We start from the raw sequence: 25139 nt of genomic DNA, 5'->3' as shown, positions 1-25139 counted from the left end.
TGTTCATGCTGAATTTCTCCCCGCGGACCCTTGCGCACCCGCTGCGCCTCACCCGGGCGCTGCTGTTGACGTGGCTCCTCGTTGGCGGGCTGCTGCCGGCGGCGCGGGCGCAACAGCCACCGCTGTTCCGGCCCGTCATCAAGAACATCCACGCTACGGCCGACGCCGGGCAGGATTCGCTGTTTAAGCTGGGCAGCACCATCACGCTGGAAGTGGAGGGCCTGGGGCGCTGGCTGCACGACGAGGAAGCCGCCCTGGAAAAGATGGGCATGAGCCCGGAACGCGCCCACGCCAAGGCCCGGCAGATGGTGCTCTACATCGACGACACGCCGCTGCGCAACATGCCGCCGCTGGCCGTGTACCTGGCCGGCACCGACAGCAAGGTGGCCGGCTCGCGGCACCGCGCCGCCGCGTACCTCACCGACGACGACACGCTGAGCACCGTGGCCGCTCCCGACCTGGTGGGGCGGGCCGTGCGCGAGGATACCGTGCTCAGCGACCTGAACGCGGCCTACGACAAGGTGCTCTTCAAGCTCGACCGCACGCCCGCCAACCTGCAGTACTGGGACATCGTGTACGGCTCGCCGTGGAAGTTTACGCACCCCGGCAAAATCGGCCTGGGCTACGATGATCAGGTGTTTACGGAGCTGTTTCCGGGGCCCGAGCGCAACGTGCATTTTCAGCTGGTGCAGCCCAGCGCGCTGTGGATTGCGGGCGTGGGCGTGTTTTTCCTCGCCCTGGGCATCATCACGCTGGCCCACCGCTCGGCCCTGCTGCGCACCGGCCGGGAGGGCGAGCTGGCCAGCGCCGGCGTGGGGCCGGACTCCACGCAGCGGCCCTTCAGCCTGGCCAAGACCCAGCTGGCCTGGTGGACGTTCATCATCATGAGCTGCTACCTGGTCATTTACTGCGTAACGGGCGAAATGACCAACATCAGCATGACCACGCTCTCGCTGCTGGGCATCAGTGCGGGTACAGCGGGGCTGAGCGGGCTGATCGGGATGAGCGGCGACGTGGGCAAGGCCCTGCCCGAGGGCCCCGAAGTCAGCCACGGCTGGATGACCGACATCCTCTCCGACAGCAACGGCGTGAGCATTCACCGCCTGCAGAAAGTGGTCATAACGGTGCTGCTGGGTTACTTTTTCGTGCGCACGGTGTACAAAACGGTGGCCCTGCCCGAGTGGAACAACAACGAAACCCTGCTGCTGGCCATCAGCAGCGCCACCTATCTGGGGCTGAAATGGCAGGAAAACCGCGGCCCCGACGGCCCCGCCGGTGCCGGTGCTGCCGCGGGCCTGCCGGCTGCCGGTGCCAGCGGCGCGTTGCTGAGCACGACCACCGTTGCTACTTCGCCGGCGCTGCCCGCGCCGCCCGGGCCGGTGGTGACTACCTATACGGCCCCGGTGCCCCCCACGCCTGATGCCTCGGCGTCGGCGAGCGGCTACGGGCAGGCAGTGCCCAGCCCTGCTACGCCCGGTGTAACCGTAACGACGACCACGCCAGTCGTGCCCGTGGCGACGCCGGTCGTTACCGCCGGCGCCACGGGCGAGTCGGTGGCGGACCCCACGACGGGGGCCGTGCTGCACCGCGCGGAGGACGACATGGGGCCCGATTCCGTCCAGCCCGGGGACGACGTGCCGCCGCTGGGCGCCGAGCAGATTCCGGGCTGATTTCGACCGGAGAGCGGCGGCTACCGCTGAGCCGGCCGCTAAATCCGCAACCTGACTGAGTTATGCGCCAGTTTCCCGACCTCGAATACCCCATCACCCAAAGCTGGCTGACGCCGCACACCAAGCGCCGCTCCGGCCTGCCGGCCGCACCCATCCGCTTCGTGGTGGCCCACGACACGGGCAACCGCGGTTCCACGGCCGCCGGCAACGTGCATTACTACGAACAGTCGCGCAACCAGCTCAGCGCCTCGGCCCATTTGTTCGTCGACGACCGGCAGATTCTGGAGTGCGTGCCGGCCCTCACCGCCCCGCCCGAAAGAGCCTGGCACGTGCTCTACAGCGCCACCGAGGACAACCGCCGCTACGGCGCCAATGCCAACGACGCGGCCATCGGGGTCGAGTATTGCTTCGGGCCCAACATCAACGCCGACGAGGCCTACCGCCGCTACGTGTGGGTGCTGGCCTATATCTGCTGGAAGTTCAACCTGGACCCGGCCCGCGCCATCGTTGGCCACTGCATCCTCGATCCGCACCGCAAAACCGACCCCAAATCGGGGCTGGCGCAGAGCAACCGCAGCTACGAGCAGCTGCTGCGCGACGTGCCCGCCGTGTACGCCCGCTGCACCGGCCAGCCCAGTCCCGCCGATTGGGCGAGCGAAGCGGCTACCGGCGTGGTGCGCACCCGTTCGCGCGTCAACATCCGGCAGGGTGAGCCGTACCGCCGCGCCCCCGCCCGCCTGGTGCCCGCCGGCCACGAGCTGGCCTACGTGGGGCGGGTGCAGGGCGAAAGCGTAAACGAAAACGCCAACTGGTACGCCCTGCCCAACAACGAGTTCTGCTGGAGCGGCGCCGTGTATTAAGGCAGAGGCGCAACGGCAAACTGCGCACAGCAGCGTGCCCGCATCACATCTTTGGTAACAGCGAGCCTGACTAGGTAGCCGGAATGCCCAAATCAGGTCGGGCGGCCGGGGCCGGTGGTCCTTCGGGTCCCAATCATGCGATTGACGACACCCGGGGCTAACGGTAAGTTTGGGCAAATCAGAAACTTGTATTTGCCATGAACCACCGCCCGCTCGGCCTGGCCGCCATCCTGCTCAGCCCCCTGATGGCCTTGATGCTCACCATGTACCACTGGCCGCAGCACCACGTAATCGGCGACGTGGCCGGCGGGCTATTTCTGCTCGGCTGGCTGTGCAGCGCCGTGGGTATGCGCCGGCTGCGGGTGTTGGGTCCGGGAGTGGTGGCGCGCGGCTTGTCGGCGCTGCAGATAATCCTGCTGGGGCTGGCGGCCTGCCAGCAGCTCTTCGATGCCACCACCGGCCGCCTCGACACCTGGTACTACTTCGTGTGCGACATGGCCTGGCCGGGCAGCATGGTGATGATGCTCATCACTGGCGCCTTGGTGTGGCGGGCGGGCGTCTGGGCCGACTGGCGCCACTTCGTGCCCGCGCTGTGCGGCCTCACGCTGCCCCTGGCCCTGCTGACGCAAGTGCTGGTGGGCGAGCTGGCGGCGGGTATTGTATTCGGCGGCTACAGCGGCGTGCTCTGGGCCCTGCTCGGACTGGCCGTGCGCTCGGGTGCCACGGTAGCGGCCCCCGCCCCGGCATATGCTGCCGCGTGATGCTCGTGCTAATTGGTAAGATTCGGGAGCCGCTTACACCCCCACGGCAATGCCGATGATGATGGCCACCACGGCCAGCCCGAGCAGCAGCAGGTACAGCGGAAACACGAACTTCCACCACTGGTCGAAGCGCACTCCGCAGGCGGCCACGATGGCCATGAGCGCGCCGTTGGTGGGCGTGATGATTTCGCAAAGGCCCGCGCCGTACTGATACGCCAGCACCGTGACCTGGCGCGAGAGGCCCAGCAGATCCGACAGCGGCGTGAGGATGGGCATGGTCAGCACGGCCTGCCCGCTCACCGAGGGCACCGGCAGGTGCAGGGCCGTGTGCAGGCCCAGCATGCCCAGGGCCGAAGCCGCCACCGGCAGGTGGGCCAGCGGTGCCGAGAGGCCGTTGACGATGGTATCGACAATCTGGCCCTGCTCCAGCACCACGAAAATAGCCCGGGCAAAGCCGATGAGCATCCCCGAAAAAGCAATGTCCTTGAAGCCGGCAATGAAGCCCTCGGCGGTGCCCGTCAGGCCCAGGCCGCCCACCAGCCCGGCCGACACGCCCAGGGCAAAGAACAGGGCCGACATCTGCCCGAAGTCCCAGCCCAGCTCCAGCACCCCGTAGGCGAAAAAGACGAAGGTGACGAGCAGCAGCAACAGCACCAGCCCGTGCCGGTGCCCGCCTTCGTGGGCCGAATGCTCGGCTTCTATCTGCGCGTCGTCCACGGCCAGCGGGGCGGTTTCGCGGTGGCGCCGGGCGTAGCGCATGGTGCCCCCGATCCAGATCAGCAGGGCCAGGGCCAGAAACACCAGCCGGAAGCCCAGACCCGAGAGCAGGGGCAGGCCGGCCAGCTTCTGCGCAATGCCCACCTGAAAGGGGTTCATCGGGCTGAAAGCCGCGCCCACGGCGGCCGAGCCGATGCTCACGGCGGCGGCCGTCAGCACCGGGTAGCGCATGCGGCGCATAAGCACCAGCAGCACTGGCACCAAGGGCACGATTTCCTCCTGCATGTTTTCCAGCGCGCCCATGGTGGCGAAAAGCAGCGCCACCACCGGAATGACCAAGGCCTCGCGGCCCCGCAGCTTGTCCAGCAGCCAGTCGACGCCGCGGCGCAGGGCCCCGGTCTGGTCGACCACGGTGAAGGCCCCGCCGGCCAGAAACACCAGGAAAATAACGTCGGCCGCGTCCTGCAGGCCCTTGGGAATGGCCGTCAGCGCATCCAGCGGCGAAACGGGCGTGGCGGCCACGCGGTGGTAGGAGCCGGGCACCACGACCTCGCGCTTGGTGGCCTCATCCTGGCGCCGCTCGAAGCGGCCGGCGGGCAGCACGTAGCTCAGGCCCACGGCCAGCAAGATGAAACCAACGAGGAGCACCAGCGGGTGCGGAAAGCGGAACGTGGGCATACGGGCGCAGCGAAAGTGGGGCGGCAGAACAGCGCGAAGGTAGTGCGGAACCCGCCGTAAGCCGGCAACGGTTACCCCTGCGGCTAAACCCGCGCCCGGGGCCCGCCCGCCTTGCGGCCGATTCAATTCTTCCCGTATCTTGCCCCGGCCGGCCGCGCAGTTGCCCTCAGTGTTGTCATGAAATTCGCCGTCTTCACCAAGCTTACCCTGGGCCAGCAGGCCGAAGTGCTCCGCTGCGCCGGCCACCACCTGGCCGACCGCGTCGAGCACGGCTGCCGCCTGCAGCTGTGGGCGCTGGAGGATTTTTACGCCGAGGTGTGGCGACTGGCGGGGGAGGAGCGCGTGCTCTTCATCAACCTTTTTCAGAAGCCCGCCCTGCTGCAGTGCTGGCTGGATGGGGTGCAGCTGCCCGAGGAGCTGTAGGGGGCCGCTGTGCAGCCCGAGTCGCCGGGGCCGCCTCAGCGCCGAAGAACTTCCGAATACGTCCGCACCCGCCACTGCTCCATTGTATTCGGCGCGTCGTAATCATCCGATGCGCAGAAACGTAGGAAATCGGCCAGAATGACGGCTTCGCTTTCTACGGGCTCGACCGGCGCGCTGAACGGTAGCTGCTCGTGGCAGTTGCTGAGGAAATTGAAGCACAGGTAGCCCGATTGGTAATCTACCCACAGGTAATACCGCAGGGCGTCGGCGGCTGACTGCTGGCGTAACTGGTCTTGGCGGTTCTGCTTGACGCGCCGCAGCCAATGCTCAAAATCGGCCACCCGCACCGCTGCAGCTAGCTCGGCCGGCAGCCCGATATGCCAGCAGTTGTGCCGGATTTCCTCGGTAAGTCGCTCCGGCCCGCCGGTCAGCAGCAGCGCATCGGTCACGACGTCTTCGAGGTCGGCGAAATACTCTTGGACGTTCATTGCTGGCAAGTTACGGGCGCCATTGGAGCGTGTAAACCTTCAAGGGGCGGGCGCTGCCTTCGGCGCCGGCTCCCGGTCGAAGCGCGCCAGCACCAGCGGGAAAATCACGATTTCGCCGAACAGCGCGGCGGCAATGCTGGCGGCCGTGAGCACCCCGAACAGCTGCACCGTCTTCAACGAGCCCAGGCCCATCACGGCGTAGCCCACGAACAGAATCAGGCTGGTGAGCACGATGGTGGGCCCGACGTGGGTGATGGTGGCCAGCCGCGCCGCCGAGGGCGTCATGCTGCGCCGGGCCTCGCGGTAGTGGTGGATGTAGTGCACCGTGTCGTCGACGCAGAGGCCGAGCACGATGGCGGCAATGCTGGCCGTGGCCGTATCGAGCCGGATACCGCACCAGCCCATCAAGCCCAGCAGCACTAGTACCGGAAACAGGTTCGGCAGCACCGTGAGCAGGGCCAGGCGCAGGCTGCGCACGTACAGCCACACCAGCCCGAACACGGTGACGATGGAGAGCAGCAGGCTCTGGGTCTGCGAGGTCGTCACGTACTCGGTGATGCGGGCGTACATGGGCTGGTAGCCGGCCGGGCGCACCCGCGCTACCGGCCCGAAGGTGCGGGCGGCCAGGCGCAGCAGCGTGTCGGTTTTGGCCGTGAGCTGCCGCGCCGACAGCATCCGGCCCGCCACGGTGATGCGCCCGGTGCCGCTGGCGCGGTGAATAAACTCGGCCGCCAGCTGCGGGTAATCGGCCGCGAGCCGGCGGTCCACGGCGTTGAGCAGGCTCTGGCTGCCCAGGGCCCGGCGGCCGCGGCCGGGAAACTGCGTTTCCAGCCCGGCCTGGTAGAGCGAGTGAAAGCCGAATACCCGCCCCACGCCCGGCAGCTGCCGCACCGAATCGGCAAAGGCGGCCGCGGCCTGCACCACGGCCGCGTCGTGGAGCCGGTGGCCGGGGCGGGGCTCCACCAGCAGCTCCAGCGGCAGGTAGGGGCCCCAGGTGGCTTCCATGCGGCGGTGGTCCTGCACCACCGGGTGGTCCTGGGGGAAATAGCCGAGCGTGTAGGTGTCGGCTTTGATCAGGAAGATGCCCGCCACCGCCAGCAGCGTAAGCGCGGCCGCTACGGCGGTGAACCGGCCGCGGCGGGCCAGCAGGTAGGCGTAGAAGCGGGCCAGGCCGCGGCTGGTGGAGCGCGTGGCCCGGGGCGCGGGCGTGGTGAGGGGCAGAATGAGGGCGCCGAGCACGAAGGTCAGCACCAGGCACAGGGCAATGCCGAGGGCCGCGAACAAGCCGAAGTTGCGCAGAATGGCCATCGGGCTGGTGACCAAAGCCAGAAAGCCGGCCACGGTGGTGAGCATGGTGGCCAGGCAGGGCGAAAACGTGCGCTGCAGCGCCTGCAGGGCCGAAGCGCGCGGCGGCAGGCCGGGCGCGGCCAGCAGGTTTCGCTCGTTGATGACGTGCATGGCGTCCATGATGCCAAGCAGGATGAGCACCACCGGCAGCAGCACCGTCATCAGGTTCAGCCGGTGGCCCAGCAGCCCGTACACGCCCAGCGTCAGGTAGGTGGCCCCGCCCACGATGCCGAGCACGTACACCAGCAGCCAGCCGTTGCGGTACAGCAGCAGAAAGACGCCGAACATCAGCGCGTAGCCCAGGCCCAGAAACAGCCCGAAGTCGTGCTGCGAGAGGGCATTCAGCCCGGCGAAGATGATGCCCACGCCGCCCAGATACGCCCGCTCGCGGGGCACGTGCCGGTACACCGTGCGCGTCACCTCCTCCAGAATGGCGCCGCGCCGCTCGTCGAAGCCGGGCAGCCGGCGCAGCACCACCACGAAGCGGGCCGTGCGCAGGTCGGGCGAAAACAGCTGCTCCTGCAGCACGGGGTGCGCGGCCAGCGTGCGGTGCACCTGGGCGGGCCGGGCCGCGGGCGGCAGCAGCGGCTGCGGCCCGGTGCGGCCGGGCACCAGCGCGTTGCCGGGCCCGATGACGGCCGCCACGCCCGGCAGCCCTTCCAGCGCCTGGCTCAGGGCCCGGAACCGCCGGAAGTACGCGGGCGTCAGCAGCGGCTGGGCCTCGTCGTGCACCACCACGATGACCACTTCGTCGTTGCCGAAGCGCCCTTGGAAGTCGCGGTAGGCGCGCAGGCTCGGGTCGTTTTGCAGAAACCAGGCTTCCAGGCTGTTGTCGACCTGCACGGCGGCGCGCACGCCGGGCCAGAGCGCCGCGCCCAGAGCCACTAACAGGCCCAGCAGCCAGTACCGGAAGCGGTATACTCCTTCAATCATGCGGTAAAGTAGCGCGCCGGGGGCAGCTTTGGGTGCTGCCAGACCAAGCAGCGCCGAATTGCTAAAGTCAGGCCGCTGCCCGGGTCGATGCGCCAATCAGCCCCGCAGGCGGCACTACGGCGGCTTTATTGGCCCGATCCGCCGTGCAATAAAGTCGGATCCGGCGCGGCATTGGGCGGTGCGGTGGTCCGCAGAAGCTAATTTGGCAGGATGAAAAGTCGAGCGTTGTGGGCCTACCTGCAGGAGCGGTTTCCGCCGGTCAACATGGCCCTGTTTGCCATCCTGTTTCTGACGGTGTACGCCGTGGCGCGGGCCACCCAGCCGGCCGCCGCGGCGCTGGCCGGGTTCGGCGCCCGCGAGGCGCTGGGCATAGTGGCCGTCATTTCCTTTTTCTTCCGCCTGCGCGTCTTCGACGAAATCAAGGACTACGCCGCCGATGCCGTCAATTTTCCCGAGCGGGTGCTGCAGTCGGGCCGCGTGACGCTGGGGCAGCTGCGGCGGCTGGCCGGGGCCGGGCTGCTGCTCGAAGCGGCCTGGTCGCTGTGGCTTGGGCCGGGCACGGTGCTGGCCTGGTTGCTGGCCGTGGGCTACAGCCTGCTGATGCGCTACGAGTTTTTTGCCCCGCAATGGCTGCGGGCCCGGCTGGTGCTCTACGCCCTCACGCACCTGCTCATCATGCCGCTGATCATCGGCTGGGTGTGGGCTGCCTACGCCGCCCGGCCGCTGCTCACGCTGCCCTTGCTGCTGCTCGGGCTGCTGAGTCTGCTCGGCGGGCTGGCCTTTGAAATTGCCCGCAAAATCAAGCCCGCCCCCGCCGAGCGGCCCGGCGTCGACTCCTACTCGCGCACCCTGGGCTACGCCGGCGCCATGGCGGCGGTGCTGCTGGTGCTGCTGGCCGGCACGGTGGTGCAGGGCTACCTGCTGCGGCTGCTGCACGCCCGCAGCTGGCCGTTCGGGCTGATGGCGGCTTTGTTTGCGGCTACTGCGGCGGCCTACGGGCTGAGCTGGCGCCGCCCCGCGGCCCGGCCGCTGAAAGTGGCCGAGCTGCTGGTGTCGCTGTTTATGCTCACCAGCTACGTGGCCATCATCGTGGAAATCGTTGCGCAGGTGCGCTAAGCTCATGGTTCTTGCCATCCACAAACCGGCGGGGCCGGATTACACCATCGGCGGCAAGGCGGCCGGGCTGCGGCGCCTGCAGGCGGCCGGCCTGCGCGTGCCCGATTTCGTGGTCATCCCCGCCGAAGAATTCGACCTGCTGCCGGCGGCCCCGGACGCCACCGACGCGGAGCTAACCGCCCGCCGGCAGCAACTGACGGCATTTGAGCTGCCCGAAACGCTGCTGGCCCTGCTCCGCAACGTGCTGTACGGCTGGAATTTCCCCGCGCAGCCGGTGGTGGTGCGCTCCTCCGTGGCCGACGAAGACGGGCAGCACGCGGCCTTCGCCGGGCTGATGGATTCGTTTCTGAACCTGAGCTCGGAAGCAACGGTGCTGGACGCCGTGGCCCGCTGCGCCGCCTCGGCTTACTCCGAGCGGGCCCTGGCCTACCGCCGGCAGAAGGGGCTGAAACTCGCGGCCCGGCCGGCCGTCATCGTGCAGCGGCAGATTACGCCCGTGGCCAGCGGCGTCATGTTCACGACCTTCCCCGAGTACCCGCAGGAGCTGGCCCTCCACGCCGTCTGGGGTTTTGGTGAGGGGCTCGTCGGCGGGCAGCTGCAGCCCGATGAGTTTTACTTCGAGAAGAAAACCGGCCAGCTGCATCGACAGCTCATTGCCCCGAAGGATGAGCAGCTGGTGGCCCGGCCCGCGGGCGGCCTCGCCGCGCAGGCCGTCGAGGCCGGGCGGCAAACCGCGCCCTGCCTGCGTGCGGCCCAGCTCACCGAGCTATTCGATATCGGCCAGCGGCTGGAAGCGGCTTTCGGCGGCCCGCAGGACGTGGAATTCGTGGTCGACGCGGCCGGGGCGGTGTGGGTGGTGCAGGCCCGGCCCGTCACCCAGCCCATTCCGGAGGTCGTCGTGTACGACAACAGCAATATCCAGGAAAGCTACTGCGGCGTCACCACGCCGCTGACCTTTAGCTTCGCCCGCCGCGCCTACGCCACCGTGTACCGCCAGACCATGCACGCGCTGGGCCTGCCCGCCGCCCAGATTGCGGCCCAGGAGCCGGTGGTGACCAACCTGCTGGGCCTCGTGCAGGGCCGCATCTACTACAACATCAACAACTGGTACCGCGGCCTGCAGCTGCTGCCCGCCTTCCGGCAAAACAAGGACGACATGGAGCGCATGATGGGCCTGGAAGAGCCCGTCGACTTCGTGCAGACCCGCGAGAAAACCCTGGCCGATAAGCTGCGCCTGGCGCCGCGCCTGCTGCTGAACCTCGCGCGCCTGCTGCTGGCCTTTGCCCGCCTCGACGGATCGGTGCGCCGCTTCCACGCCCACTTCGCCGGGCATTACCAGCGCTTCTACGCCCGGCCGCTCTCGGCGCTGAGCCCGGCCGAGCTGCTGGCCGAAAAAGCCCGCCTCGACCAGGAGCTGCTGGGCCAGTGGACCACGCCCATCGTCAACGACTTCTACGTGATGATGACCAACGGCCGCGCCTTGCGCCAGCTGCGGCAGCTGGGCGCCCCGGAGCCCGAGGAGCTGCTGCGCCGCTACCTCGCCGGCGACCAGGACCTGGCCAGCACCCAGCCCACCCGCCGCCTGCTGGCCCTGGCCGCCCAGGTGCGCCCGCTGGATGCGCTGCGCCAGCTCGTCGTGGCGCAGCCCGACGACTTGCCCGCGCAGGTACAGGCGCAGTTCCCCGCCTTTGCCGCCGAAGTGGCCGCGTTCATCGCGCAGTTTGGCGACCGGACGGTGGGGGAGCTGAAGCTCGAAACCCAGACCATGCGCACCCGCCCCCAGATTTTCTACCAGTACCTGCGCAACTTCCTCGTCGGGCCCGCACCCGCCGAGTTCGGGGCTGCTGACAACGCCGTGCTGCGCGGGGCCGAGGCCGAAGTCGAGGCGCTGCTGCGGGGCCGGGGGGCGTGGCAGCGGCGCCAGCTGCGGCAGCGGCTGGGGCAGCTGCAGCGCGCCATTGCCCACCGCGAGTCGCTGCGGCTGGAGCGCACCCGGCTGTTTGGCATGTACCGCGGGCTGTACCTGGCCCTGGGCGCGCAGCTGGTGGCGGCCGGGCAGCTGGCCGCCCCGCGCGACGTGTTTTACCTGACGGAAGCCGAAATCGAAGCGGCCGCCCGCCGGCTGACCGGCGAAACGGCGGCCGAAGCCGGGCAGGTGCTGCCGCCGCTGGTGGCCGAGCGGCAGCAGGAGTTTGCCCGCTACGCCCATCAGCACGCGCCCAGCCGCGTGACGGTGCCCGCGCCGCCGCTGGCCGCCGCATCCACCGCCGAAGATGAAGGCGCCCTGCGCGGCACCGGCTGCTACCCCGGCCAGCTCGCGGGCGAAATCATCGTCGTCACCAGCCCCGACGACGACCTGGCCGTGGCCGGCAAAATCGTGTGCGCCCTGCGCACCGACCCGGGCTGGGCCGCCCTGTTTCCGGTGTGCCGCGGCGTCATCATCGAAAAAGGCTCTTCGCTCTCGCACTCGGTCATTCTGCTGCGCGAGCTGGGCATTCCCACCATCATCAACGTGCCCGGCCTCACGCGGCGCCTGCAAAGCGGCCAGCAGGCGCGCATGGACGGCGCCACCGGCGAAATCGAACTGCTGGCTGAGCGGGCCGGGCTGGCGCCGGGTCAGGAGCCGCAGGCGACGTAGCCGGCGCCAGCCGCAAAGCAGGCTTCCCGGCTGCGTTTGGCGGCCCCAGGTGAGTTGCCGTGGGTATCCGGGGCCGACCTGGTGCCGCAACGTTCCACGCAGGCGGGAAACCTGCTTTATTTCGGACCCCGGCTATGCTCACGTCGTTTCGCTAAACCGGCGCCAGCCGTACCAACACCCCGCATGACTCCTTTGCACCGCCTTCCTTACCACGGTCAGCTGCCCGACGCCTTCTGGGCGGTACCGGCCCGCGTGTACGCCGATCAGCCCTGGCACCCCACCGAAAACCGCATTCTGACGGAACAGCTATTCGCCCAGGAAGCCGAACGCAACGAGCTGATTATCTACACCGACGAGGCTACGCTCCGGCTGGTCGGCATCTTTCCCCACGACTCGGACGAGGCCTTTTTCGGCTTTTGGGAAAGCACCAACGACCCCGCGCGCAACCAAGTCGCTTTCGACGCGCTACGCGCCGATGCCCGGCAGCGCGGCCGGCGGCGCCTCGTCGGGCCGTTGGATTTCAATACGTTTCACCGCTACCGCCTGCGGCTGCCGCCCGCGCCCAGCTGGGGGCAGTTCGACCGGGAACCCATCAACCCCGAGTACTACCCCGCGCTGCTGGCCGGCCTGGGCCTGGTACCCGTCACGACCTTCGAGAGCCGCCGCATCCGGCCCCAGGACGTGCCCGCCGTCTTCACCGAAAAAGACATGCTGCTGCGCGAGCTGGCCCGGATTCCCTTCGACTTTATTCCGCTCAACGAGCACAGCTGGCAGGAGCACGAAACGGCCATTTTCGAGCTGGTGCAGGCTATTTTCGGCGCCAACCCCGGCTACCGGCCGGTGTCGCTGGCGCAGTTTCGGCTGCTCTACAACCCGCAGTACGCCGCCAAGCTGTGCCCGCATACCTCGGTGCTTTTCCGCGACCAGGCCACGGGCGCGCTGGCCGCGCTCAGCTTCTGCCACCCCAACTACACCGAGCTGCACCTGCCCGACAACCGCCCGCCGGTGTTCGAGCGGGACTTCGCGCGGCTGCAGCGCCGGCAGCTGCTGGCCAAAACCGTGGGCGTGCACCCCGACTACCGCCAGCGCGGGCTGATGTCGTACCTGGGCGCCTACGGCATGGTGCACTTCCGCGAGCGGTACGATGACGTCGTCTTCTGCCTGATGCGCACCGGCAACTTTTCTCTGCACTTCACCGACGGCCTGCCCGCCGAAACCGCCCATTACGCGCTGTTTGGCCAGGAGCTGTAAAGCGCCGGCGGTCCTGCCTCTGCAAGTCGCAGGACCGCCGGCGTTGGGAGTCGGAACGCCGCTGCGCGCCGACCAGCCCGCGGCTACACGGCCTTCTGCATGCACACGCTGTTGTCGATGCCGATGTACTGGCCGTAGTTCGGCACGAGCTGGTAGCCGCTTTGCTGGTAAAGGCGGATGGCTTCGGGCTGCTTTTTGCCGGTTTCGAGCACGCAGCCGGCGTAGCCCAGCTCCCGCGCCCAGCCTTCCAGCTCGGCCAGCACGGCCCGGGCCACGCCACGGCCGCGGTGTGCGGGCTGCACAAACATGCGCTTGATTTCCACCGCGGCCTCGTCGTAGGGCTTGAAGGCGCCGCAGCCCACGGGCGCGTCGTCGAGGTAGGCCACTACTACGTGCCGGATGGTGTCGACTTTGTTGAACTGGGCGTAGAACGAGTGCTCGGCGCCGTCGCGCACCTGCAGGTCCTGGTCGAGCAAGCGCACCAGGGCGCGGAAATCGGGGTGGTCGGAGTCGGTGCGGAGGAGGTGCAGCATGGCGGGCGAAAAAGGGGGGGAATCTGCGCAGCGGCTGGGCCTGGGGCCTGCAGGATGCCGGGCAGCTGATAGACAAATGGTGGGTGACCGGGGCAAAACTAGGACTTGCTTTGATGCGCAGCAATGCTGATGTTGCCGCTATTCATGCAGTTATTGCATCGATGAACCTGCACCACATTCGCTACTTTCTGCGCCTGGCTGAGCGCCTGCACTTCTGGCAGACGGCCGAGCTGCTCGGCCTCACGCAGTCCTCGCTCAGCCGCCATATCCAGGGCCTGGAGCAGGAGCTGGGCTTTGCGTTGTTTGAGCGCCGGCAGCGCACCGTGCGCCTGACGGCCGCCGGCGAGCTGCTGCAAACCGAGTGGGCGCGCCTGCTCGCCGAGCTGGAAGCCGTGCAGCGCCACGCCCGGCAGGTCAGCGCCGGCGAAGTGGGCAGCCTGCGGCTGGGCCACGTGGGCTCGGTGGCCTATGCCTGGCTGCCGCGGCTGCTGGCCGGCTTCACGGCCCGCTACCCGCTGGTGCAGCTGGAGCTGCGCGAAATCGGGGCCGCCGACTCGCAGGCGCAGCTGCTCACCTACCAGCTCGACGTGGGCTTCTGGCGCGAGCCCGCCCGCAACCCGGCGCTGGTGTCGGTGCCCATCTTCGATGAGCCGCTGGCCCTGGCCGTGCCCGCCGCGCACCCGGTGCGGGCCGACACGTTCACCTCCCTGGCCGCGCTGCGCGACGAGCGGTTTATCCTGCCTTCGCTCAGCGACGAGGGGGCCTATGCCCAGGCCCTGCGCCGGATGTTTGAGGGCTACGGCTACCAGCCCCGCCGCACCATCACCTCCGATTTTGGCGCCACCATCCTCAGCCTGGTGGCGGCCGGCCTGGGTGTGGCCGTGCTGCCCATGTCCTACGCCGACAGCCCGACGCCCGGGCTGCGCTACCTGCCGCTGCCCCACCACTCGACCGTGTACCTGACCTGCCGGCGGGACGAGCGGTCGGTGGTGGTGGAGAACCTGCGGGCCGAGGCCACACGGCTGGCGGCTGCGCAAGCAGCAGGACCGCATCAGGCGGTATAGGTGGCTGAAAAAACTTCTGAAGAAATGCTGAGCCTGTCGAAGCAGAGCAGTTCTGCTGCTTGGTCGCACTGCTCACTAGCCCAGGGTTGAAACCCTGGGCAATCGATGGGGGTCGGTCCAGGAATGATTAAATCGGAGCAGTAGAGGGGGCTTCGCCGGGCTCAGCAGGCCGCCCTTTGCTGGCGACTCCATTCCCGCAAAACCAGCGCGCCCCGCCCGCCAGCGAGGCGAACGGGGCGCAGGGCCATAATGGAAGCCGAGAATCAGGCGTAGGCCGGCTCCGGGCGCAGGGGCTGCAGCTGGGCCAGCGTGTCGAAGTAGCTGTCGACCACGCGCGGCAGGTAGGGGTAGGGGCCCACGGCGTGCGCCATTAGGTACATGCCCAGGCGGTGCAGGCCGAAATCGAGGGCGGCCAGGCCGGTTACGCGGCGGAAGGCTTCGGCATCGGCGAAGCGGCCGGTGCGGGCGTGCAGCTGCTGGCGGTAGTACTCCAGGTAGTGCGGGCGCAGGTGGTAGCGGTCGGCGTCGAGCACGAAGCTGAGCAGCTCCACCACGTCGTACTGCGGCACGTGGTAGGTGGCCAGCTCCCAGTCGTAGGCGCAGAGCTGCAGGCGGCCATCGGCGGCGCGGCGGAAGCAGGTGTTGCGCGGGTTCAGGTCGTTGTGAATCAGGGTGCGCGGGGCGGCGGCCAGCTCGGCCCAGTACTCGGGGATGCGGGCAATGGCCTCGCGCAGCAGCTCGGCGCGCGCCGGGCCGTAGAGGCCGGAGTGGTGCTGGGCGGCGTTGGCGAGCAGGGCCTGCCAGAGCGGCGTGAGCTGTTGCATATAGGCCGCCGAAGGCAGGTCGGGCCAGGTTACGGGCGCGGCGTCGGTGCCGGCGGGCAGCAGGTGCCGGGCGTGCCAGGCGGCCAGCTCATCCAGGGCCGCGCGCAGGTGGGCATCGGTCCAGGCTTCGGGCTGCATCACCGTGTTCAGCAGCTCCACTTGCTCACCGAGATATTCCATCAGGATGGCGTAGACCTCGGCGGTTTCGTCGTCCTGGTGCAGGCCCCAGATGCGCGGCATCAGCGCGGCATCGGCGTGGTGGGCGTAGAGTGCCAGCTCGCGGTGGTGGGTGTGGTGAAAGCCGCTGCGGGCGGCAAAAGCCGGGTACGTCTGGGCCAGCTCGCCCCCACAGGCTTGGGCCAGTCCCGCCAGCATAGCCGATACCTCGTGGCCGGGCGGCTTGAGCTTGAGCACCATCCGCTCGGTACGGGCCGGCTGCCCGTCCATTTCGAAGGTGACCTGCAGGCCGAAGTGACCCACCGGCCGGCTGGTTTGCCCGGCCGTGAGCACGGCCAGGATGCTGGCGGAGCTGTCGACGGGCAGCGGCTGCACGTCGAGCACGCGCAGCTGGCGCTGCGGGGCGTGGGCGCGCATCAGGCCTTCCACGAAGGGGCGCGCGCAGTAATAGGCGGGGCTATGCATACGCTTGGGAGGGGGAAGAAAGGGGCAGGGAAGGTGCGGGCGCGGCGTCGAGCACGCGCACGTCGCGGAAGTAAAAGCAGCTGCCGGGCAGTTGGGTGCGGGCCGGGGTCGTGGCCAGGTCGGTTGGTTGGGCGGCGTCGCCCTGGGCCTGCAGCAGGTTCCAGTACACGGCGCGCAGCGGGGCCGCCGCGGGGCGGGCCAGCAGGGCCGCGCGCACCTGGGCAAAGTCGGCGGGGCTCACGTATTCGAAGATGTTGGAAAGGCTGGCCTTGCTGATGCTCCGGCCGGCGTCGCTGAGCAGGTAGGCGCTGGCCTCGCCCTGCACGGTGCGCAGGCGGTGGAGGCTGGCGCGCAGCCGGGCGTGGTGGCGGGCCTGGTAGCAGGGCGGCAACACCGCTTCGGGCAGGCCTTCGGGGCCGAAAAAAAAGAAGCGGAAAAAGAAATTGTCGCGCACCAGCTCGGTGCTGAGCTGCCCGGCGAGGCGCTGGTAAAATGCCCGCCCGCCCGATTCCTCGGCGTACTTGAATAGTTTCGGGTCGCGCCCGCGGCTGAGGTTGGCTTCGTCGAAATACGCCACGAACTGCGCCTCGAACGCGGTGCCGTGCAGCTGCTCGCGGAACCAGCGGTACTGCGCGGCCACGTCGTCGAACTCGACCAAGCGGCGCACGCGCTGCTGCAGCGCCGGGCTGAGCGTGGGCAGAAAGCCCAGCAGGTAGCTTTCCAGCTTGCCGGCCGGCAAAATGCCGCCGGGGTGGCTTTCGAAAAAGGGCGCCCAGTAGGCCCGCAGCGCCGGGGGCAGCGCGGGCTCCAGCTGCTGCCAGGTGGGTAGCACGGCGGCCGGCCCGTCGAGGCCGAGCAGGGCGCGCAGCACCCGGTGGTCGTGGTGCCGGATCAGGTAACGCTTCAGCTCCAGCAGGTGCAGCTGCACCGGATTCAGGTCAATGGCCGTGACGCGCCGGGCGCCGAGCAGCAGGGCGTTGAGGGCGTTGCAGCCGGCCGAGCAGATGACCAGCAGCTCGTCGGCGGGCTGCACGTCCAGCGCGGTGGCCAGGGTGCGGTGGCTTTCCCACACCAGCGAGTAGCGCAGACGGTCGAGGGCGACGTTATAGAATTCGGAATGCATCACGGCGTAGGGGCGCTTAGCGCAGTTGGTCGTAGAGGATTTTGGAGTGGTGGCGGCCGTCGACGGGCAGCGCGGTACGGCGGTGCAGCTGCTTGCAAAGACCGGAAGGAAACTGCGCCGCCAGCGCGGCCCGCACCGCTTCCAGCTCGGCCGGCCCCTGCACGTAGACGGCAAAGCCGGTGGCCGTGGCGCGGGCGGCGGCGCGCACCACGCCGGGCAGCTGCTGCAGCACGTGCTCAATCTGGTAGTGCTGCACCCCGCGGTGCAGCGTCTCGTTGCCCTGCCGGCCAGTCAGCCACAGGCACTGCGCGTCGTCGAAGTAGCCGAAGTCGCCGGTGCGCAGCCAGGCATTGGGCTCGGCGGCCACGTGCGCGCCCTGCACCGTGATTTCGCCCACCACGAAGCGGCGGCCGTCGGGCAGCTCAACGCTGGCGCCGTTGCCCTGCAGCCGGCACTGCAGCCCGGCCACCACCGGCCCCACGCAGTAGCCCTGGCGCGGGTCGGCCGGCCGGGCGGTGTCGTAGCGGCGTACGGCAATGGGCTCGGCTTCGGAGGAGCCGTAGATGCCGTACACGGCCGCCTGCGGCAGCTGCTCCTGCAGGCCTTGCAGCAGCCATTCGGGCACCGGCGAGCCGCCCACACCCACGGCGCGCACGGCCGGCAGCGCCGTAGGCTGCTGACGCAAGTGCGTCAGCAGGCGGCTGAAATAAAACACGTTGCCAGTCAGTGTTTCGACGGCTGTGTCGCGCAGCTGCGCCAGCACGCGGGCCGCGTCGAAGCCGCTCAGGCGGGCCCAGGGCACATCAGGCAGCACCGTGACGGCGCCCACGGCCAGGTTGTGGAGCAGCACGTTCGGAAACAGCGGAAAATCGCGCTGCCCGGGCCAGGGCGGAAACACCTGCTTGAGCACCTCGTGCTGGGCCGTGAGCACCTGGTGGCTGCGCCGAATGGCCTTGGGCCGGCCCGTGGAGCCTGAGCTGTGCGACACCAGCGCCGGCAACTCGACGGCTACCGGCTGCGGGGCCAGCGGCACCGTATTGGCTTCGGCGGCCGGGGCACCCAGCAGGCGCAGGCCCAAGCCACGCGTCAGCCAACCAAAGCGCCGGGCCAGCCGAGCCGGGGCCAGCGCCGCCCGAATGCCGCCGCGCCGCCGCAGGGCCAGCAGCCCCCGTGCCGATACGCCGGCGGGCGGCAGCACCGGCACGGCGCCCAGGCTCATCACCGCCAGCAAGCCGCAAATCAGCTCTACGCCTACCGGCAGCAGTAGCAATACCGGCTGGCCGGCCACCACGCCGCGCTGCCCGAGCAGCTGCTGGTAGGCGCCGATGCGGCCGGCCAGGTCGCGGCCGGTGTAGGTGGCGGTGCGGCCCTGCGGCCCCGTGCCCGGCCACTCCAGCAGCACGGCCTCGGCCTGCTGGCCGAGGGTGCGGTGGACGTGCTGGTAGAAGTTGGGGACGGTCATGGCAGCAAAGCGAAGCGGTATTCCAAAGCTGAGAAATCAACCGGACTTACCCACCCCGAATCATGGCCTCCGCCTGACTTTTAAACATGGCACTAGCCGCGACTGGGGTACGCCCGCGGTGCCAACGAGTGCAGGAGTGAAAAAGCTGCTGGCGGGGTTGCAATAATGAATTGTACTGGTAGAATCAGCTGCCGGCAAGCCGCTTTATCAAGGCCAAAATGCTGCCTGTATCTGACTTTTGCTTAGGGTAGATAAACGGCAGAAAAAGACCAAAACCACCCGAATATGTGAGCGGAAGCTCCTAGCCACCGGGTGGCTTGCTGGCCTCGGGAGCATCGCGGCAGTCCAGTGCAAGCCCTCGGCAAAGCGGCGCGGGCTACCTTGCCGGCTTTCCGTTATTCAGGCATGATTCGCTTGCTGCTCACCACGCTGCTCGTCGCCGCCGGATTTTTACCGCTGGCCGCGCAGCCCACTATTAAAAGACCGGCCGACTACGGCTACCGCCACCTGCGCGTGCCCTACGGCCCCGACACCGTCGACGTGCTCATTCTGTCGAAGCCGGGGGAGGAGCAGCGGCGCAAACCCCTGCTGCTGTTCGTGCAGGGCTCCTTGCCCAAGCCGCTGCTGCTGGTGCACGACAAGGGCACGTATCCGCTGTTCCCGTTCAAGGGCAGCGGGCTGTACGATGCCTTTCACCTGGTTATCATCAGCAAGCCGGGCATTCCGGTGGTAGCCGACGTGAAAACGTTGCAGCCCAACTTCAGCTACTTCGACCCGCGCACCCAGGCCCCGCCGCTGGCGTACTGCCAGCGCAACCACCTCGATTACTACGTGGCCCGCAACGCGGCCGTGCTGAAATACCTGGTGCGACAACCGTGGGTGGATGCCCGCACGGTGGTAGCCGCCGGGCACTCGGAGGGCAGCACCGTGGTGGCGAAAATGGCCGCTACCGACCGCCGCCTCACCCACGTGGTGTCGTTGAGCGGCAACCCCGCCGGGCGCATGGCCACCATGCTAGCGCAGCAGCGCGGGGCCGAGGGCGCCGACGCCGCGGCGCTGTTTCGCTACTGGCAGCACGTCGTCGACCATGCGGCCGAAGTCACCTGCACGCCCGCCGACGCACCCAAGACCACCTATTCGTTTTCGGTGCCGCCGGCGGAGTACTTGCGCCGCAGCCGCGTGCCCGTGCTGGTGCTCTACGGCACCCGCGACGCCGGCGCGCCCTTCAACGACGCCTTCCGACTGGACCTTATGCGCACCCGCAACACCCGCGTGACTTTCCACGACTACCCCGGCCTGGAACACAATTTCTTTGCCTTCAAGGACGGCCGCATCAACTACGACGATTACCGTTGGGACGAGGTGGCCGCCGATTTCGGGCGCTGGGTGCAGACCGGCCGCGTAGCCGCAGAACCGACCACGCGGCCCTAGACGCAGCGCGGCACGGCGGGCAGGGCTAAAACTCGAAGATGAAGCCGATGGTGGGCGTGGTCAGCGCGTCGTCATCCGTCAGCAGCAGCGGAATGGCGTTCGAGCCGTCGGGGCGCACCGGCTGGCCATCGGTGCTGGCAAAGTCGGAGTTGTCTTCGAGGCGCTGGAAGGTGTAGCTGGGCTGGCTGGGGTTGACGATGGCCAGCGCGTTCTGCAGGTCGATGAAGAGGTCGAGCGTGGTGCGGCGCCAGTTGATTTTCTTGTCGAGGCGGAAATCGAGCTGCTGGAAGCTGCCCAGGCGCAGGGTGTTCAGGCGGGCGTAGTCGGGCACGCCGCGGCCGGTGGCCAGGTAGCTGGCCCGCGAGACGGCCTCGTCGTAGGGCGTGTAGGGCGAGCCGCCGGCAAAGCGGTACTTCAGGCCCAGTTCCCAACCGCGGCCGAACTTGTAGCCGAAGAGGGCCGAGGCCAGAAAGCGCGAATCCCAGGCTGAGGGCACGTATTGCCCGTTCAGTCCGCTAAACTCCGAGCGGAAGGCCGTCAGCGAGGTCACCGCAAACACCCGCCGGGTGAGCTTCTGCTGGAAGAAAAACTCCACCCCGAAGCTGCGGCCCCGGCCGGTGCTCGTCACTGCCTCATTGCCCAAAGCCGCGAAGTCGCCGCCCAGGTTGGCCAGCGAAATTCCGTCGCGCACCGACACCGGGTAGTGGGCGTAGCGCTTGTAAAAGCCTTCGAGGGTGAAGCGCGTGGCCGGGCCGGGCAGCCACTCCAGGCCGGCCACGTAATGGTCGGCGCGGATGTAGCGGCTGGGCTTGTTTACCGGGTTGCCCGCCTCGTCGCGGAAGCCCAGGATGGTGCTGGGCGGAATCTTGTAGTAGCGGCCTACCGAGGCGTTCAGGTTCCACTTATCGGCCAGCCCGTAGGAGGCCGACAGGCGCGGCGAGAGGGTGCGCAGCGGGTTGGCGCCGTCCTCGATGAAGGTGTTGCCGTCGGCGCGCAGGCCGGCCGATAGGGTAAGCCGGTCATCGGGCAGCAGCGTGCGCGTGACTTGCCCGAAGGCGCCGTAGCGCAGGAAGTTCAGGTCGGTCTGAAAGCGCACGTCCACGTTGGGCGACACCACGTTGCCCTGGGCGTCGCGCACCTCGCGGCGCAGGCGGGCGAAGTAGCGGCTGTCGTACTCGATGAACTGCGCCGAGCTGCCGTAGGCCCACTGCCACTTGCCCCGGGCCTTGTTCACGTCGAGGCGCAGCTTGTTTTCGGCCTCGCCCGAGCGGGTCAGCAGCACGCGCTTGGCCTCGTCGCCGGTCTGCCCGTCCTGAAACTGGTCGAGGCTGTTGTGGAGCTGGGTACGGCTCAGCGCCAGGTTCAGGTAGCCCTGGTCGATAAGCCGGCGCAGGGCGGCGCCCACGGTGTAGTTCCACTGGTCGACGCTGGGATTGGAGCGCAGCACGTACTCCTTGTCGGGCGAGGAGTTGCGCGGCACGGCCAGCCGGAACTTGTCAATGGCCCCGATGCCGAGCGTGGTCAGGGTGGTTTTATCGGAGAGCTTGGTGGTGGTTTTGAACTGAAAGTCCCAGTAGTTGGGCCGGATGGGAATGTCAATCAGCCGGAACAGGTACTGCAGATAAGAGCGCCGCGCCGAGGCCAGAAACGTGGTTTTCGGAGCCAGCGGGCCTTCCAGCGTGCCGGCCACCTCGGTACCGCTCAGGCGCACGTTGCCCTGCAGGCGGTCGGGGTTGCCGTCGCGCTGCCGAAACTGGAATACCGACGACAGCACGTTGTCGTAGCGCGCCTCGAAGGCCGAGGTACTCAGGGTCACGTCCTCGATAAACGACACGTTCAGAATGCCCGTGGGCCCGCCCGCCGAGCCCTGGGTCTGGAAGTGGTTGATGACGGGCACCTCGATGCCGTCGAGGTAAAACACGTTTTCGTTGGGCGCCCCGCCCCGAATGATGATGTCGTTGCGGAAGCCGGCCGTGCCGCCGGTGCCGCCCCCGCCCACGCCCGGCAGGCTCTGCACCACCTTCGAGATGTCGAAGTTGCCGCCGGGGTTGGAGCGGATTTCCTCCACGCTCAGCCGCTGCACCGACAGGGGCGTTTCGGCCGTGGCGACGCGGATGGCGCGGTTGGCCACCACCTGCACCTCACCCAGTTGCTGGGCCGCCGGGCTCAGCTCCAGGTTCAGGGTGTTGGCGTTGCCGCTGGTCACCACCACGTTGGCTCGCAGCAGCGCGTCGTAGCCCACGAAGGAAGCCCGCAGGTTGTAGCTGCCCGTCGGCACGCCCGCCAGCCGGTAGCGGCCCTGCTCGTCGGTCACCGTGCCAAGGCTGGCGCCTTCCAGCCCCACCGTCACGCCCGGCAGCAGCTCCTGGGTGCGCCGGTCGCGCACGGTGCCGGTGATGATGCCGGTGGTCTGCGCCAGCGTGGCGGGGCTGCTCAGCAGAGTTGCGGCGACGAGGGCCGCGGGCCGCAGATGGGGTAGAAACTGACGCATGTGGAATGTTTTTAGACGTTATCCGGCCGCAATGTTAGCTGATTTGGTCTAAAAACGTTCTATCAAAACATTTGTTTTAAATGTTTTTGTACCTTTCGTCAGCGGCACAGCCGGCTTTAGTTGCGGGCTGCCCGCAGTGCATTTTGTATGAATTACAGCCTTGTCAAGCAGCTGGTGGCCCTGGCTGAAGAGTTTCACCGCGAGTCCGGCGCGGCCGGCACCGACCCAGCCGTCGAGCTGACCGATTTCAGCCGCTGGCTGCAGGCCCGCACCGGGGCCACCGCCGCGCCGCCGCGCCAGTCGGTGGAGCGGGAGCCCAGCCACCCGATGGAAACGGCCGCCTCGGTTATCGGGAAGTTCGTCACGTTTATGTACCGCTACCTGCGCACCTACTCGCGTTTGGCCCTGCTCCACACCCCGCTTATCACCTACGACGACTTTTCGTACCTGGCGGCGGTGTACGGCCGCGGTCCGCTCAGCAAGAGCGAGCTGATAACCCGTAACATCCACGAAAAGCCCACCGGCTCGGAAATCATCCGGCGGCTGCTGGCGGCCGGCCTTATTCAGGAAGCGCCCCACGCCACCGACCGCCGCCGCAAGCTACTGAGCCTCACCGCCGCCGGGCAGCAGGTGCTCTTTGAAGCTTTTGCCAGCATGAGTCAGGTGGCCGCCATGGCCGCCGGCAACCTCAGCCCGGCCGAGCAGGAGCAGCTGGCCTACCTGCTCACCAAGCTCGACGCGTTTCACTTCCCCGTCTTCGCCGCCGCCCGGCCCGCCAGCCTGGAGGAAATGCGCCAGAAGCACTTCCCGCACGTGCCCACCGACTGGCGCCCGGCCGGTTTTGGTGGGCCGCCAGCCGCGCCTGATTCTGAGGCTGGGCGTTAATACAAACGGGCCGCTGGTGTTGTACCAGCGGCCCGTTTGTTGATGGCAGCATCGTGAGGCTAGGGGCGCCGCTACCGCCGCGCGCCGCCGAAACGGCCGCCGAAAAAGTCGCCTTTGTTCCAGGTGGGGCGCGGCGGGTCGTTGGCCACCTGGTAGCCGATGAGGAAGTTCAGCTGCACGTACTTCACGCCCGCCTCGAAGTCGAACAGGCCGTTGATGTCGTCCTGGGGCTTGTGGTAGGTGTCGGCCCGCCACTTCTGCACCAGCTCGCTGAGGTTGTTTTTGCCGTCGGCGGTTTTGTTGCCGTACTTGATGTGCAGCGCCGGAATGCCCTGCATCACGAAGCTGTACTGATCCGAGCGGATAAAGCGGTTCTGCTCCGGCTCCGGGTCGTTTTCGACGCTCAGGTCGAGGTACTTGGCCGCGCGCTGCACCGGCTCCATCAGCGAGGAATGCTGCGCGCCCAGCGGCACCACCGAGAGCAGCGGGGCAATGATGGTGGGCATGTCGGTGTTCACGTCGGCCACAATCTTGCTCTTGGGCACGGTGGGGTTGGCCGCGAAATAAGCCGAGCCGAGCAGACCCAGCTCCTCGCCGGTCTGCAGCACGAAGAGCACGGAGCGCTTGGGCCGCTGCTTGTCCTTGAGCTGCGAGTACAGCCGGGCAATTTCCAGCACCGAGGCCACGCCCGAGGCGTTGTCGTGGGCGCCGTTGTAGATGGAGTCGCCCTTCACGGCTGCCGCCACGCCGAGGTGGTCGAGGTGGGCCGAATGCACCACGTACTCCTTGCTGAGCGTCTTGTCGGAGCCCGGTAGCTGACCCACCACGTTGTAAGACTCAATGTCTTTGTAGGTGTTGCCAAAATCCACCCGCGCCACGGTGCGCAGCGGCAGCGAGGCCGGCTTGCCCCCGCGCAGGGCGCTGAGCACCTTGGCCGTATCGGCCTGGGCCGAGGCAAACAGGCGCTGCAGCGTGGCGGCCGTGGTGGCGCCCACCAGGCGCAAGCCCACGCCCGGCACGTAGCTGCGCGAGGCCGCTACCTTGCCCTTGGCGTCGAGCACGCTGTACACGCCGCGCTTGAAGTTGGGCAGCTGGCCCTTGGGATTGGTGCTGGCCACCAGCACGCCGACCGCGCCGTGCTTGGCCGCGTTCTGCATGATCATCAGCAGATCCTGGCTGGCGGCGGCAATGGTTGAGGGGAACGACTTGGGCGCCCCGCGCACCACTAGCACGATTTTGCCCTGCACGTCGAGGCCCTGGTAGTCGTCGTACTTCAGCTCCGGCGCCGAAATGCCGTAGCCGGCAAACACCAGCGGCGTTTCCTGAAATACCTTGGCCTGCTCGGGATTGGGGTAGTACACGAAGTCCTCGCCGGGGCGCAGCGGGGTGGGCACTTTCTTGTCTTCGATGAGGGCCAGCAGCGGCTCGGGCTGCACGAAAGCCCGGCGCAGGCGTACCTTCTGCACGTAGCTGCCGTTGTCGCCGGCCGGCTTCACCCCGAACGACTGCAGCTGCTTGGTCACGTAGTCGACGGCCATCTGGTAGCCCTCGGTGCCGGGCTGCCGGCCGCGCAGCTTGTCGTCGGCCAGGTACTGAATGTGGGCCTTGACGTCGTCGGCCTTCACCTTCTTCAGGGTTGAGGCGACGGATTTATCGAGGGTGAGGGACTGGGCCGCTGCGGTCAGCGGCAGGCACAGGCTGGCCAGGGCAAGCCAGGAACGGAAATGCATCATAAGGGGCAAGTACGCGGAAAGCACAAACATACGGCGCCGGACGGGGCGCGTTGGGGGCGCAGGCTTTCC

The 25139-nt window shown here is 68.1% G+C and carries 19 protein-coding genes; 10 read left to right on the top strand and 9 right to left on the bottom strand.

Annotation, left to right across the window (positions count from 1 at the left end; translation table 11 throughout):
• Positions 1 to 5: 5 nt before the first annotated feature.
• The 3 genes from DLM85_RS22295 to DLM85_RS22285 all read left to right on the top strand — a co-directional run bounded on the left by DLM85_RS22295 (position 6) and on the right by DLM85_RS22285 (position 3291).
• A complete protein-coding gene (locus DLM85_RS22295) occupies positions 6 to 1670 on the top strand; it encodes a hypothetical protein (protein WP_133257207.1) in 1665 nt (554 codons plus the stop codon).
• Positions 1671 to 1732: 62 nt separating this feature from the next.
• On the top strand, positions 1733 to 2530 hold the full coding sequence (locus tag DLM85_RS22290) for a peptidoglycan recognition protein family protein (RefSeq protein WP_111480397.1): 798 nt from the start codon (positions 1733 to 1735) through the stop codon (positions 2528 to 2530).
• Between the two features lie 197 nt (positions 2531 to 2727).
• On the top strand, positions 2728 to 3291 hold the full coding sequence (locus DLM85_RS22285; protein ID WP_111480396.1) for a hypothetical protein: 564 nt from the start codon (positions 2728 to 2730) through the stop codon (positions 3289 to 3291).
• 33 nt (positions 3292 to 3324) lie between these two features.
• Here DLM85_RS22285 and DLM85_RS22280 read toward each other — a convergent pair whose 3' ends face one another.
• On the bottom strand, positions 3325 to 4686 hold the full coding sequence (locus DLM85_RS22280; protein ID WP_111480395.1) for a YfcC family protein: 1362 nt from the start codon (positions 4684 to 4686) through the stop codon (positions 3325 to 3327).
• Positions 4687 to 4863: 177 nt separating this feature from the next.
• Between DLM85_RS22280 and DLM85_RS22275 the strand changes: the two genes are divergently transcribed.
• A complete protein-coding gene (locus DLM85_RS22275) occupies positions 4864 to 5109 on the top strand; it encodes a hypothetical protein (protein ID WP_111480394.1) in 246 nt (81 codons plus the stop codon).
• Between the two features lie 35 nt (positions 5110 to 5144).
• On the opposite strand, the gene DLM85_RS22270 is transcribed toward DLM85_RS22275, so the two are convergent.
• Both DLM85_RS22270 and DLM85_RS22265 read right to left on the bottom strand, forming a co-directional pair.
• The gene (locus DLM85_RS22270) at positions 5145 to 5597 is read right to left on the bottom strand and encodes a hypothetical protein (protein ID WP_111480393.1); all 453 of its coding nucleotides are present in this window, start codon (positions 5595 to 5597) and stop codon (positions 5145 to 5147) included.
• Between the two features lie 39 nt (positions 5598 to 5636).
• A complete protein-coding gene (locus DLM85_RS22265) occupies positions 5637 to 7877 on the bottom strand; it encodes an efflux RND transporter permease subunit (protein ID WP_111480392.1) in 2241 nt (746 codons plus the stop codon).
• 210 nt (positions 7878 to 8087) lie between these two features.
• On the opposite strand from DLM85_RS22265, the gene DLM85_RS22260 reads away from it, so the two are divergent.
• From DLM85_RS22260 to DLM85_RS22250, 3 genes are all read left to right on the top strand, one after another.
• Positions 8088 to 8993 carry a UbiA prenyltransferase family protein gene (locus DLM85_RS22260; RefSeq protein ID WP_133257206.1) on the top strand — a complete coding sequence of 302 codons (906 nt, stop codon included), beginning with the start codon at positions 8088 to 8090 and terminating at the stop codon, positions 8991 to 8993.
• A gap of 4 nt (positions 8994 to 8997) precedes the next feature.
• On the top strand, positions 8998 to 11631 hold the full coding sequence (locus tag DLM85_RS22255) for a PEP/pyruvate-binding domain-containing protein (protein ID WP_111480390.1): 2634 nt from the start codon (positions 8998 to 9000) through the stop codon (positions 11629 to 11631).
• A gap of 183 nt (positions 11632 to 11814) precedes the next feature.
• Positions 11815 to 12882, top strand: coding sequence for a hypothetical protein (locus DLM85_RS22250; RefSeq protein WP_111480389.1), 1068 nt, complete (start codon positions 11815 to 11817; stop codon positions 12880 to 12882).
• 83 nt (positions 12883 to 12965) lie between these two features.
• Here the strand turns inward: DLM85_RS22250 and DLM85_RS22245 are convergent, their stop codons facing one another.
• Positions 12966 to 13415 (bottom strand): GNAT family N-acetyltransferase, encoded by a 450-nt coding sequence (locus DLM85_RS22245; protein WP_111480388.1) that lies wholly within the window; start codon positions 13413 to 13415, stop codon positions 12966 to 12968.
• A 161-nt stretch (positions 13416 to 13576) separates the two neighbouring features.
• On the opposite strand from DLM85_RS22245, the gene DLM85_RS22240 reads away from it, so the two are divergent.
• On the top strand, positions 13577 to 14479 hold the full coding sequence (locus tag DLM85_RS22240) for a LysR family transcriptional regulator (RefSeq protein WP_165822253.1): 903 nt from the start codon (positions 13577 to 13579) through the stop codon (positions 14477 to 14479).
• Positions 14480 to 14742: 263 nt separating this feature from the next.
• Here DLM85_RS22240 and DLM85_RS22235 read toward each other — a convergent pair whose 3' ends face one another.
• Genes DLM85_RS22235 through DLM85_RS22225 form a run of 3 tightly spaced genes read right to left on the bottom strand, consistent with a single transcriptional unit; the run spans position 14743 to position 18530 of the window.
• Positions 14743 to 15945, bottom strand: coding sequence for an aminoglycoside phosphotransferase family protein (locus tag DLM85_RS22235; RefSeq protein ID WP_111480386.1), 1203 nt, complete (start codon positions 15943 to 15945; stop codon positions 14743 to 14745).
• On the bottom strand, positions 15938 to 17068 hold the full coding sequence (locus tag DLM85_RS22230) for a DUF3419 family protein (protein ID WP_111480385.1): 1131 nt from the start codon (positions 17066 to 17068) through the stop codon (positions 15938 to 15940). The genes DLM85_RS22235 and DLM85_RS22230 overlap by 8 nt, the downstream gene beginning before the upstream one ends.
• A gap of 16 nt (positions 17069 to 17084) precedes the next feature.
• The gene (locus DLM85_RS22225) at positions 17085 to 18530 is read right to left on the bottom strand and encodes an AMP-binding protein (RefSeq protein WP_111480384.1); all 1446 of its coding nucleotides are present in this window, start codon (positions 18528 to 18530) and stop codon (positions 17085 to 17087) included.
• Between the two features lie 405 nt (positions 18531 to 18935).
• Between DLM85_RS22225 and DLM85_RS22220 the strand changes: the two genes are divergently transcribed.
• A complete protein-coding gene (locus DLM85_RS22220; RefSeq protein ID WP_111480383.1) occupies positions 18936 to 19961 on the top strand; it encodes an alpha/beta hydrolase family protein in 1026 nt (341 codons plus the stop codon).
• Positions 19962 to 19986: 25 nt separating this feature from the next.
• On the opposite strand, the gene DLM85_RS22215 is transcribed toward DLM85_RS22220, so the two are convergent.
• Positions 19987 to 22452: a TonB-dependent receptor gene (locus DLM85_RS22215; protein ID WP_111480382.1), complete on the bottom strand. Its 2466-nt coding sequence runs from the start codon at positions 22450 to 22452 to the stop codon at positions 19987 to 19989.
• A gap of 147 nt (positions 22453 to 22599) precedes the next feature.
• Here DLM85_RS22215 and DLM85_RS22210 point away from each other — a divergent pair, with 147 nt between their 5' ends.
• Positions 22600 to 23337 carry a MarR family winged helix-turn-helix transcriptional regulator gene (locus DLM85_RS22210; RefSeq protein WP_111480381.1) on the top strand — a complete coding sequence of 246 codons (738 nt, stop codon included), beginning with the start codon at positions 22600 to 22602 and terminating at the stop codon, positions 23335 to 23337.
• Between the two features lie 71 nt (positions 23338 to 23408).
• Here DLM85_RS22210 and DLM85_RS22205 read toward each other — a convergent pair whose 3' ends face one another.
• On the bottom strand, positions 23409 to 25070 hold the full coding sequence (locus tag DLM85_RS22205) for a M28 family peptidase (protein WP_111480380.1): 1662 nt from the start codon (positions 25068 to 25070) through the stop codon (positions 23409 to 23411).
• Positions 25071 to 25139 lie beyond the last annotated feature (69 nt).

The sequence above is a fragment of the Hymenobacter edaphi genome (genome assembly GCF_003258365.1).
In the GTDB taxonomy this organism is placed as follows: Bacteria; Bacteroidota; Bacteroidia; order Cytophagales; family Hymenobacteraceae; genus Solirubrum; species Solirubrum edaphi.
The sequence above is the reverse complement of the archived record's forward strand: the minus strand, read 5'-3'. Positions and strand labels throughout refer to the sequence as shown.

Excerpts from the sequence above, each read along its gene's own strand:
- DLM85_RS22225 (WP_111480384.1), bottom strand. The coding sequence starts at position 18,530 with ATGACCGTCCCCAACTTCTACCAGCACGTCCACCGCACCCTCGGCCAG.
- DLM85_RS22290 (WP_111480397.1), top strand. The coding sequence starts at position 1,733 with ATGCGCCAGTTTCCCGACCTCGAATACCCCATCACCCAAAGCTGGCTG.
- DLM85_RS22240 (WP_165822253.1), top strand. The coding sequence starts at position 13,577 with ATGAACCTGCACCACATTCGCTACTTTCTGCGCCTGGCTGAGCGCCTG.
- DLM85_RS22265 (WP_111480392.1), bottom strand. The coding sequence starts at position 7,877 with ATGATTGAAGGAGTATACCGCTTCCGGTACTGGCTGCTGGGCCTGTTA.
- DLM85_RS22295 (WP_133257207.1), top strand. The coding sequence starts at position 6 with ATGCTGAATTTCTCCCCGCGGACCCTTGCGCACCCGCTGCGCCTCACC.
- DLM85_RS22260 (WP_133257206.1), top strand. The coding sequence starts at position 8,088 with ATGAAAAGTCGAGCGTTGTGGGCCTACCTGCAGGAGCGGTTTCCGCCG.
- DLM85_RS22205 (WP_111480380.1), bottom strand. The coding sequence starts at position 25,070 with ATGATGCATTTCCGTTCCTGGCTTGCCCTGGCCAGCCTGTGCCTGCCG.
- DLM85_RS22210 (WP_111480381.1), top strand. The coding sequence starts at position 22,600 with ATGAATTACAGCCTTGTCAAGCAGCTGGTGGCCCTGGCTGAAGAGTTT.
- DLM85_RS22285 (WP_111480396.1), top strand. The coding sequence starts at position 2,728 with ATGAACCACCGCCCGCTCGGCCTGGCCGCCATCCTGCTCAGCCCCCTG.
- DLM85_RS22235 (WP_111480386.1), bottom strand. The coding sequence starts at position 15,945 with ATGCATAGCCCCGCCTATTACTGCGCGCGCCCCTTCGTGGAAGGCCTG.
- DLM85_RS22255 (WP_111480390.1), top strand. The coding sequence starts at position 8,998 with ATGGTTCTTGCCATCCACAAACCGGCGGGGCCGGATTACACCATCGGC.
- DLM85_RS22275 (WP_111480394.1), top strand. The coding sequence starts at position 4,864 with ATGAAATTCGCCGTCTTCACCAAGCTTACCCTGGGCCAGCAGGCCGAA.
- DLM85_RS22280 (WP_111480395.1), bottom strand. The coding sequence starts at position 4,686 with ATGCCCACGTTCCGCTTTCCGCACCCGCTGGTGCTCCTCGTTGGTTTC.
- DLM85_RS22220 (WP_111480383.1), top strand. The coding sequence starts at position 18,936 with ATGATTCGCTTGCTGCTCACCACGCTGCTCGTCGCCGCCGGATTTTTA.
- DLM85_RS22270 (WP_111480393.1), bottom strand. The coding sequence starts at position 5,597 with ATGAACGTCCAAGAGTATTTCGCCGACCTCGAAGACGTCGTGACCGAT.
- DLM85_RS22230 (WP_111480385.1), bottom strand. The coding sequence starts at position 17,068 with ATGCATTCCGAATTCTATAACGTCGCCCTCGACCGTCTGCGCTACTCG.
- DLM85_RS22245 (WP_111480388.1), bottom strand. The coding sequence starts at position 13,415 with ATGCTGCACCTCCTCCGCACCGACTCCGACCACCCCGATTTCCGCGCC.
- DLM85_RS22250 (WP_111480389.1), top strand. The coding sequence starts at position 11,815 with ATGACTCCTTTGCACCGCCTTCCTTACCACGGTCAGCTGCCCGACGCC.
- DLM85_RS22215 (WP_111480382.1), bottom strand. The coding sequence starts at position 22,452 with ATGCGTCAGTTTCTACCCCATCTGCGGCCCGCGGCCCTCGTCGCCGCA.